This window comes from Streptomyces sp. NPDC006552, assembly GCF_040611655.1.
GTDB lineage: Bacteria > Actinomycetota > Actinomycetes > Streptomycetales > Streptomycetaceae > Streptomyces.
The window spans coordinates 1-9508 of the sequence record NZ_JBEXOS010000121.1 but is presented as its reverse complement, the minus strand read 5'-3'; the positions used below and the strand labels follow the sequence as shown (position 1 = coordinate 9508).

The window sequence follows — 9508 nt, the reverse complement described above, 5'->3', positions numbered from 1 at the left end:
TTTTGCGTTTTGTGGGGGTTGGGGTTTTTCTGTTCGTGGTTTCCCCTGGGGCGCGGGGGGGGGGGGGCCGCCCCGGTCGGGCGCCGCGGACCGGCCCGTCGTCACTTCTCCAGGAGTCCTGGGCGCGGCCCCGGCGGGTCAGATGAGTCCCTGCGCGAGCATCGCCTCGGCCACGCGCTCGAACCCGGCGATGTTGGCCCCGCTCACGTAGTCCCCCGGCACCCCGTAGCGCTCCGCGGTCTGCCAGCACACGTCGTGGATGTCGCGCATCACGGCGGCGAGTTCACTCTCCACCCGCTCCCCCGGCCACGTCTCCCGGCCGCTGTTCTGGCGCATCTCCAGCGCACTGACCGCGACACCGCCCGCGTTGGCCGCCTTGCCCGGCCCGTACGCCACACCCGCGTCCTGCAGGATCCGGACCGCCGCCGGGGTGACGGGCATGTTCGCCCCCTCCGACACGGCGCGCACCCCACCGCGGACGAGCGCGGTGGCGGCGTCGGCGTCCAGCTCGTTCTGGGTCGCGGACGGCAGGGCGACGTCGGCGGGCACGTCCCAGACCGACCCGCCGGGCACGTAGGTCGCCGAGGCGCCCCGGCGCCGCGCGTAGTCGCTCACCCGGCCGCGCTCCACCTCCTTGATCTGCTTGAGCAGGTCGAGGTCGATGCCCTTCTCGTCGACGACGTAGCCCGCCGAGTCCGACACGGTCAGCGCGAGGGCGCCCAGTTCGTGCAGCTTCTCCACTGTGTAGATCGCCACGTTGCCGGAGCCCGACACCACCGCCTGGCGCCCGGCCAGGTCCTCGCCGCGCCGGCGGAGCATCTCGGCGAGGAAGAGCACGTTGCCGTATCCGGTGGCCTCGGTGCGCGCCGCCGAGCCGCCCCAGCCGACCCCCTTGCCGGTCAGCACGCCCGCCTCCCACCGGTTGGTGATCCTGCGGTACTGCCCGAACAGGTAGCCGATCTCCCGGCCGCCCACGCCGATGTCACCGGCCGGCACGTCGGTGCCCTCGCCGATGTGGCGGTACAGCTCGGTCATGAACGACTGGCAGAACCGCATCACCTCGGCGTCCGAGCGCCCCTGCGGGTCGAAGTCGCTGCCGCCCTTGCCGCCGCCTATGCCGAGGCCCGTCAGCGCGTTCTTGAAGATCTGCTCGAAGCCGAGGAACTTCACCACGCCCAGGTTGACCGACGGGTGGAAGCGCAGGCCGCCCTTGTACGGGCCGAGCGCGCTGTTGAACTCCACCCGGAAGCCGCGGTTGACGTGCGTGCGTCCCGTGTCGTCCTGCCACGGCACCCGGAAGACCACTTGCCGCTCCGGCTCGCAGAGCCGCTCGATCAGCGCGGCCTCCGCCAGCTCCGGCCGGGCCGCGAGGACCGGACCGAGCGACTGCAGCACCTCCTGGGCCGCCTGGTGGAACTCGGGCTGGGCGGGGTTGCGGTGGACGAGTTCGGCGTGGATGTCGGCGAGTCGGTGGTGCGTGGTCACGTTGGTCATGGCAGTCCCTCCCGGGCTGGCGGCTCCTGCATGCACCCGTCAATGAGGACCGGGTGACAAGGATTGTGGCAAAGCGGCTGTCTCCCCCGGTGCGGCGGGGGCCGCCGCGGCCGGCGCCCCGGCCGGGGCGGTGACCCGCGCCGATGCCCGGTTCCTGCACCCGGGTGGCGTCCGGGCCCGGGGCGTACCGAAGGCCGTCCCGGATCGTTGGTGTCCCTGAACATGCCGTACTGAGCGAAAGATGAGCTTTCATGCGTCGAGCGAGCATTGTCCTGGCCACGGCCTTCGCGGCCGTCGGTCTGGCCACTTCGATGGCGAGCGCCGCCCCGGTCGCCACGGACGGTCCGCCGTTCCCCTACGCGGACTGCCTGAAGGCCACCAAGGCGAAGGGCGAGTCCCCGTCCTACGGCAAGTGGCACTGTGACCAGCTGGTGAAGAAGGGCTGGGTCACCGCGCCCGGCCGCTGACCCCGCGCCGCGGCACGGGGCAACGGGACCTCGGTCCCGGTGTGTTGAGGAGGCAGGCAACCTCACCACCGGGGCCGGGGTCCCGTTGTCGTGGCCGGCGCAGTGCGAGGCGGGCGGCCGCGGCGCCGCGGACGCGTGCCGGGCGATGGGACCGGATCCGGCCGGTATGAGCGGCAGCCGCCACCCGTGTTCGAGTCGTCGATATCCTGGCGTGATGGCGGACAGAACCGGCGGCGAGCCGCAGATCGACGGGCGCTCCACCCGGTGGGACGAGCACAAGGCGCAGCGCCAGGTCGAACTGGTGGACGCGGCCGTGGCACTCATCGAGGAGGAGGGCGCCCGCTTCCGGGTGCAGCGGCTGGCGGAGCGGGTGGGGCTGCCGCGGTCCGTGCTGTACCGCCACTTCAAGGACCGGGCGAATCTGGACGAGTTGATCCGCCGGCGCGTGGTGGAGTCCTTCATGCGGCGGATGGAGCCCACGCTCACCTTCGACGGGACGATCGAGGAGGCCGTGCAGCGGGTGGTCGGCGCCCACCTGGACTGGGTGGCCCTGCATCCGCGCCTGTACGCGTACATGGGCGTCGGCCAGCACTCGATGGGTGACGGGTCGCTGGTGGCGGACACCAAGACGGCCATCGCGCTGATGCTCGGCGACCGCTTCGGGGACGTGCTGAAGGCGCTCGGCGTGCGGGAGGCGCCGATCCGGTCGGTGGCGATCGGGATCGTCGGCTTCGTGGACACCTCGGTCGACCAGTGGGTGCGCGACTCCCGGCGCGAGCAGAGCGAGGAGGAGCTGCGGGCGATGCTGTGCCGTTCGGTATGGGCGATCCTGGACGCGACGCTGCGGGACCTCGGGGTGGAGCTGTCGCCGCAGCAGCGCGTCGCGGACCTCGAGAAGGCGTGAGCCGGCGGCACCGTCAGCGGCGTGCCGCCGGTACGGCGCGCCCCGCGCGGTGCAGGGACTCGGTGTCCGTGAACTTGACGCGCGGGCGGCCCTGGGCCTCGCCCGCCGCCCGTTCCGCGTCGTCGATCGCGCGCCAGGCGGCCAGCCCGGGAGCGTCCGTCGCCGGGCCGGTGGCGCCGGCCGGCTGCGTGAGGCGGCCGGCCGCGGCGTCGGCGAGGAGGGACGCGACCGTCTCCTGGGCGCAGGTCTTGTTCGTCCCGATGAAACCGGTCGGCCCGCGCTTGATCCAGCCCGCGACGTAGACGCCGGGTGTGACGCGGCCACCCTCGTGCGGAACGGTCGCGGTGTCCTCGTCGAAGGGCAGGCCGGGAACGGGCCGGGCCCGGTAACCGACGGAGCGCAGGACGAGGCCGGTCTCCAGCGTCTGGGTGGAGCCGGTGGGCACGGCGCGGACGGTGCCGTCCTCGTCGGTGCGCAGGGTGGTGGCGGTGGTCTCCAGGGCGCGTACGGACGCCTCGCCGACGAGCCGCACCGGGCCGGTCAGGAAGCGCAGCACGATGCGGCGGCGCCCCTCGACCGGGGTGCGCGCGGCCAGTTGCGCCAGCAGCCGGGTCTTCTCGGTGGCGTCCGGGTCCAGCCCCTCGGGCCATCCTTCGACGCGCACGTCCACGTCCTTGAGCGCACGGAGTGCGATGAGTTCGGGCACGGTGAACGCCGCCTGCGCGGGTCCGCGCCGGCCCAGGAGCACGACTTCGCGGACCTTGCTGCGGCGCAGGGCGGAGAGCGCGCGGTCGGAGATGTCGGTACGGGCCAGGGTCTCGGGGTCGGCGGTGAGGATGCGGGCCACGTCGAGGGCGACGTTGCCGTTGCCGATGACGACGGCGCGTTCGGTGTCCAGGTCGTGCTCGTCGTGCGCGCGGTCGGGGTGGCCGTTGTACCAGGCGACGAAGTCCGTCGCGGAGACGCTGCCCCGCAGCTCCTCGCCCGCGATGCCGAGGCGCCGGTCGGTCGCGGCGCCGACCGCGTAGATCACCGCGTGGTGCTCGCGCAGCAGGTCGGCGTGGGTGAGGTCGGTGCCGACCTCGACGCCGAGGCGGTAGCTGAAACCGGGCTGGGACTCGATGGTCCTGAAGAGGCGGGTGACCTGCTTGGTGTCCTGGTGGTCCGGGGCGACGCCCGCGCGGGCCAGTCCGTACGGGGTGGGGAGCCGGTCGTGGACCGTGACCCGCACACCCGGGTGGCGCAGCAGCTCGTCGGCGGCGAAGAGGCCGGCGGGGCCGGCACCGACCACGGCGACCGACAACTCTCCTGTAGGGAGGCCGGGTCGGGGCGGCACCACGTACATGGGGGTGCGGTCGGAGTGCGGGTTCTCCTTGTAGTAGGCGGCGTTCAGCTCCAGGAACGGCAACTCCGCCGCGCCGAGAGCGGTGTGCGGTTTGAGCGCGTCGACCGGGCAGGCCGTCGTGCAGGCGCCGCAGTCCACGCAGGTGCGCGGATCGACGTAGAGCATCTCGGCCGTCGCGAAGCCGGGCTCGCCCGGCGCGGGGTGGATGCAGTTGACCGGGCAGGCCAGCACGCAGGAGGCGTCGGCGCAGCAGGATCGGGTGACGACGTACGGCACGGCGGCCTTGTCTCCGTTCGGTGGTGCGGCAGGGTCAGTCGGCGAGGTGCAGGGCGGGTTCGCCGCGGAAGCGGGCCGGGCGGCCGTCGATGCGCAGCGCCTTCCACACCGGCCGGGACACCTTGTTCATGAGACCGATGTCCTCGGCGAGCATCCGGACGTCGGAGAAGAGGTCGTGGAGCATCTTCCGGCCGGCCTCGGACTTCCAGAAGACGTCCTTGATCACCCAGGCCGGGATGCCGACCTCCGCCGCGGACCTGCGGTCGGGGATCATGATGACGTCGCACAGGACCCGCATGATCAGCGGGAAGAGGACGGACAGGGCCCCGCGGCGGGCCTTGCCGAAGTGCGGGACGCGCAGGCGCAGGAACTCGTGGGCGAAGGAGATGTGCCGGGCCTCTTCGGCGATGTGGATCTGCATGATCCGCTGCGGGAGGGGGTGGACCGGCTCCCCGCTGCGCAGCGCGCCCTTCTGCAGGTGGTCGATGGGCTCCTCACCGGCGAGGATGCCGGTGAAGAACGCCTCGGGGTAGAGCGAGCCGGCCAGCGGCAGGAACCGGCTGACCTTGCGGAACCAGCGCTTGCCGCCGGCGGTGTTCACGCCCGTGCGGTTGACCAGCTCCTGGAACATCTGGGTGTGGTGGGTCTCTTCGGTGATCTCGTGGGTGAGGTACCGGAACTCCTCGTTGCGGTTGCCCAGTTCGTAGAGGTAGTCCAGCGCTCCGCGCATCAGGATGTTCTCGAACTGCATACCCACCTTGGCGATCACCGCCCAGCGCCAGATCCCGATGCGGATCCGCGTCTCCAGCGGCTGCTCCTGGTACCAGGGGTGGGCGCCCAGGGCGTCGGCGCTGGTGAGGACCCAGCGCGGGTCGTCGGCCCGTACGGCGAACTCGGGGTCGTCCCACTTGATGTCGATGAAGGCGTTGAAGTTGACGTTCACGGAGCCCTCCGAGAGGGTCCGCAGACGCTCGTCGTAGAGCTTGCGGGTCAGGTGCGCAGCCATCTTCGTCCTCGGTTCCTCGGTCGTCTGCTCGCAGGTCGTCCACTGCTCGTGGGCCGTCCGCGCGGAGTCGTCCACGCGGCCGGGCGGGTCAGGCGGCGCGGGTCGCCTCCTCGGCGCCCCGGGCCGCCTGCGCCTTGGTGAAGTGCAGGGAACTGTCGTCGATGGGCGCGTCCTGGAGCAGGGCGCGGTCGCGGTAGTAGTTGTTCCACAGCCGCCACGGGTCGCGGGTGCCCTGGCGCGGCATGACCTGGTCGGCCCGCGCGATGTAGCCGGAGGTGAGCGCCTCGCCCATGACGGAGAACTCGGAGCGGTCGGCGTCGGTGGCGTGCGGCGTGGCGATGTCGTGCCCGTGGCGCCGCATGTGGGCGAGCAGGCGGGCGGTGTAACTGCCCGCCAGGTCCGCCTTGAGGGTCCAGGAGGCGTTCGTGTAGCCGATGACGAGGGACATGTTGGGGACGCCCTCCAGGAGGACGGCCTTGTAGAGGACCCGGTTCGTGACGTCCACCGGGCTGCCGTCGACGGTGAGGGCCATACCCCCGAGGAGCCGGACGTTCAGGCCGGTGGCGGTGATGACGATGTCGGCCTTCAGCACCTCCCCGGACTTCAGGCGGATGCCGTCGGCGGTGAAGGTGTCGATGTGGTCGGTGGCGACCGACGCCTTGCCGCTCTTGAGCACCTTGAAGAGGTCGCCGCCCGGGACGACGCACAGCCGCTGGTCCCAGGGCTTGTAGCGCGGGCTGAAGTGGCGCATGTCGACGCCCTTGCCCGCCTGGGCGCGGACCAGGCCGAGCAGCGCCGTGCGGGCGAGGCGCGGGTACTTGCGGCAGAAGGCGTAACTCCCGCGCTGCAGCGCGATGTTGCGGGCGCGCACGACGCGGTACGTCAGGCGGGCCGGGGCCCGCAGTCTCTGCAGGACGGAGGTGAGCGGGTCGACCTTGGGCAGCGTGAGGATGTACGTGGGTGAGCGCTGGACCATGGTGACGTGGGCGGCGTCGTCGGCCATCGCGGGCAGCAGGGTGATGGCGGTGGCGCCGGACCCGATGACGACCACGCGCTTGCCGGTGTGGTCGAGGCCCTCGGGCCAGTGCTGCGGATGGACCACCGTGCCCCGGAATTCGCTCTCCCCGGGGAACTTGGGGCGGTAGGGCTCGTCGTAGTCGTAGTAGCCGGTCGCGCCGACGAGGTAGCCCGCGCTGTACGACTCGCGCTCACCGGTGGCCTCGTCCTCGACCTCGACCGTCCACCGTCCGTTGTCGTGCGAGAAGTCGGCGCTGATCGCCCGGCGGCCGAAGCGGGTGCGCTCCAGCAGGCCGAGATCGGCGGCCGCGTCCTCGACGTACTGGCGGATCTGCGCGCCGTCCGCGAGGATGCGCGCGTCGCGCCACGGCCGGAAGCCGAATCCGAAGGTCGGCATGTCGGAGTCGGAGCGGATACCCGGGTACCGGAAGAGGTCCCAGGTGCCGCCGACGCGGGCGCGGCGCTCCAGCAGGACGAGCGAGGCGCCGGGATTGTCCCGCAGGACGTGGCAGGCGGCACTGATGCCGGATATGCCGGCTCCGATGACCAGGACGTCGACCTGCTGCTGCTCCATCGCGGAGGGTCCTCGCTCTCGCTCGCGGGCCCCCGGGAGAGGCAGGGGGCGGAGGGTCTTCGGCGCTGCTGCGGGCGTCGGCGGATGTTCAGACACCGGGTTCCACTGCGGCGTGTGCTTCGCAACTTACCTGCGACACGGTGTTTCAGATACCCTCGGTAACATGATGTAGATCACAGAAAAAGTAGCGAGCAGAGAGTTGACGCCGCATGAGGGATGCACTCGACCGCGCCGCGTACGCCGCACGGCGCCGGCGTGCTTCCGTCCGGGACCACGTCAGACTCGGCGGTCGACCAGGGGGGCGAGCAGGAAGTAGGCCAGGCCGGCAGTCAGCGCTTACCAGAGCGTGTCCCAGCTCCAGCCGTCGAACAGCGAGTGCCCCACCGCCATACCCAGGGCCCACATCACCGCCGGCCCGGCGTACCCGCGGAAACGTTCCATACCTCACCAACTGCCCCGACAGCAGCGTCACATGACACGATTTCAGCTCTTGAGGGCCGCCACGATCCGCCGGGCCGCCTCGGCCGGGGTGAGGTGCGTGGTGTCGACGACCTCCGCCGCCGCGTGCAGCCAGGTGCGGGCCGCCTCGGCGTAGGGCTCGACGTACGCGTGCCGGAAGGTGGAGGGGCCCATGACCAGGTCGCCTTCGATGCGGCCGCGCAGCGTCTCCTGGTCGGCGTGGAGGACGAAGTGCCGGACGGGAATGCCGTGTCCGGCCAGGCCCGTACGGATCTCGCGCCAGTACGGCTCGACCAGGACGGTCATGGGGACGACCAGCGTGCCGCCGGTGTAGTCGAGGACGCGGCGGGCGGTCTCCACGACGAGCGGCCGCCACGGCGGCCAGTGCTGGAAGTTGTCCGTCTCCGGCAGCCCGGGGGTGATGTCCATGAGCGTCTCGCCGACCTTCTCGGCGTCGAACACCCGTGAATCCGGGATCAACTGCTGCACCAGGGCGCTGGTCGTCGTCTTGCCCGCTCCGTGCGTTCCGTTGAGCCATACGATCACGGGCCGACTCTAGCGGGACCACCGCACGGGCCCGTGCCGATCACGCCACGGAACCCGGCCCCGGCCAGGGTCCATGGTGTGCTCCCCTGATGCGTAACGCCCCCGGGCCGCCAATCTACGATGGTCCCGTGCCCTTCGCCGTTCCGCCGCCGAGCCGCCGCCCCGCCGGGCGCGGCCTCGTGCTGCTCGCGCTGACGGCGGCGGTCCTCGTCGGTCTTCTCGCCATGCACGGGCTGAGCCCGGTGCCGATGCCGGGGAAGACCTCCACGCACGGCAGCGGTCACGGCGTAGCGGCACTGCCCGAACGGCACGCCGACCACGGCGCCGGGCACTGCGTGCACGACGGCGGCGGCGCCGGGCGCGCGCACCACGCGGACGCGACGTGCGCGGCCGCCGGCATCGGGGCCCCCTACGCCCCGCCCCCGCCGGTGTCCTATCCCGGTCTCGCGCCGGGAACCCCGGTGTCGCCGTCACACGCGACCGGGGCACCCGAGATCGGACGGGCGCCACCCGATCTCGCCGAGTTGCAACTCCTACGGATATAGAGCGGCCGGCGCGGCGCCTGCCTGTCCGGACCGGAACCGGGACGTCACCCGGAACCACCGGGCGGGGCGGGGCCGCGTTCGAGCCATGCTCTTTTCCCTCTCTTCGCGGGCCCGTACCGGCCCGCGCATCCAGGAGTTGCACCTACATGAACACCAAACTCATCCGCCGCTCGGTCCTCGCCGCGACCGTGGGCGCCGCGTCCTTCGCGCTCGTCGCGTGCGGTTCGAGCGGCCACACGCCGGCCGCGCACGAGGGCCACGGCTCGTCCGCCACAGCCTCCCAGGACCGGCACAACGCCGCCGACCTCACGTTCACCCGGGGCATGGTCCCGCACCACCGCCAGGCTCTGGAGATGGCCGCCCTCGCCCCGGCCAGGGCGGCGTCGCCCGAGGTCAAGGAGGTCGCAGCCGCGATCAAGGAGGCGCAGGGCCCGGAGATCAAGACGCTCACGGGCTGGCTGGCCTCCTGGGGCGAGAAGGACCCCGCCGAGGGCGCCATGGACCACGCGCCGCACGACATGGACGGCACGGGCGCCACTGACGGAAAGAACGGCATGGACGGCATGATGTCGACCGAGGACATGGCCGCGCTCAAGAAGGCGTCCGGCAAGGCGTTCGACACCGCGTTCCTGACCATGATGGTCCAGCACCACAAGGGCGCCGTGGCCATGGCCCGGTCGGAGAAGGCCGCCGGGGTCTTCCCCGCCGCCAGGAAGATGGCGGACTCCGTCATCACCTCGCAGACCGCCGAGATCACCCGGATGAACCGGCTGCTCGGCACCCAGATGCGCGAGACGCTCGGCTTCTGCCCCCGGTACACGACCGCGGAGACCTTCGCGGACTTCGTCCGGGCCCGGGGGCCCGGGCTGCTGCCG

9 protein-coding genes are annotated in these 9508 nt (G+C 71.9%); 4 read left to right on the top strand and 5 right to left on the bottom strand.

Going from position 1 to position 9508, the window contains the following annotated elements; genetic code table 11:
- Positions 1 to 138 precede the first annotated feature (138 nt).
- Positions 139 to 1494 (bottom strand): NADP-specific glutamate dehydrogenase, encoded by a 1356-nt coding sequence (gene gdhA / locus ABZY33_RS35380; RefSeq protein WP_356495826.1) that lies wholly within the window; start codon positions 1492 to 1494, stop codon positions 139 to 141.
- A 251-nt stretch (positions 1495 to 1745) separates the two neighbouring features.
- Here gdhA and ABZY33_RS35375 point away from each other — a divergent pair, with 251 nt between their 5' ends.
- Both ABZY33_RS35375 and ABZY33_RS35370 read left to right on the top strand, forming a co-directional pair.
- A complete protein-coding gene (locus ABZY33_RS35375) occupies positions 1746 to 1961 on the top strand; it encodes a hypothetical protein (RefSeq protein ID WP_356495825.1) in 216 nt (71 codons plus the stop codon).
- Positions 1962 to 2175: 214 nt separating this feature from the next.
- The gene (locus ABZY33_RS35370) at positions 2176 to 2865 is read left to right on the top strand and encodes a TetR/AcrR family transcriptional regulator (RefSeq protein ID WP_356495824.1); all 690 of its coding nucleotides are present in this window, start codon (positions 2176 to 2178) and stop codon (positions 2863 to 2865) included.
- Between the two features lie 13 nt (positions 2866 to 2878).
- Here the strand turns inward: ABZY33_RS35370 and ABZY33_RS35365 are convergent, their stop codons facing one another.
- From ABZY33_RS35365 to ABZY33_RS35350, 4 genes are all read right to left on the bottom strand, one after another.
- Entirely contained in the window at positions 2879 to 4486 is a 1608-nt protein-coding gene (locus ABZY33_RS35365) for an FAD-dependent oxidoreductase (RefSeq protein WP_356495823.1), read from the bottom strand.
- Between the two features lie 34 nt (positions 4487 to 4520).
- Positions 4521 to 5567, bottom strand: a complete 1047-nt coding sequence (locus ABZY33_RS35360) for a diiron oxygenase (RefSeq protein ID WP_356495822.1) — start codon at positions 5565 to 5567, stop codon at positions 4521 to 4523.
- A 13-nt stretch (positions 5568 to 5580) separates the two neighbouring features.
- The gene (locus ABZY33_RS35355) at positions 5581 to 7083 is read right to left on the bottom strand and encodes an NAD(P)/FAD-dependent oxidoreductase (RefSeq protein WP_356495821.1); all 1503 of its coding nucleotides are present in this window, start codon (positions 7081 to 7083) and stop codon (positions 5581 to 5583) included.
- A 483-nt stretch (positions 7084 to 7566) separates the two neighbouring features.
- On the bottom strand, positions 7567 to 8088 hold the full coding sequence (locus ABZY33_RS35350; protein WP_356495820.1) for an AAA family ATPase: 522 nt from the start codon (positions 8086 to 8088) through the stop codon (positions 7567 to 7569).
- A gap of 128 nt (positions 8089 to 8216) precedes the next feature.
- Between ABZY33_RS35350 and ABZY33_RS35345 the strand changes: the two genes are divergently transcribed.
- Positions 8217 to 8633 carry a DUF6153 family protein gene (locus ABZY33_RS35345; RefSeq protein ID WP_356495819.1) on the top strand — a complete coding sequence of 139 codons (417 nt, stop codon included), beginning with the start codon at positions 8217 to 8219 and terminating at the stop codon, positions 8631 to 8633.
- Between the two features lie 146 nt (positions 8634 to 8779).
- The coding region (locus tag ABZY33_RS35340; protein WP_356495818.1) for a DUF305 domain-containing protein at positions 8780 to 9508 on the top strand (729 nt) is incomplete at its 3' end.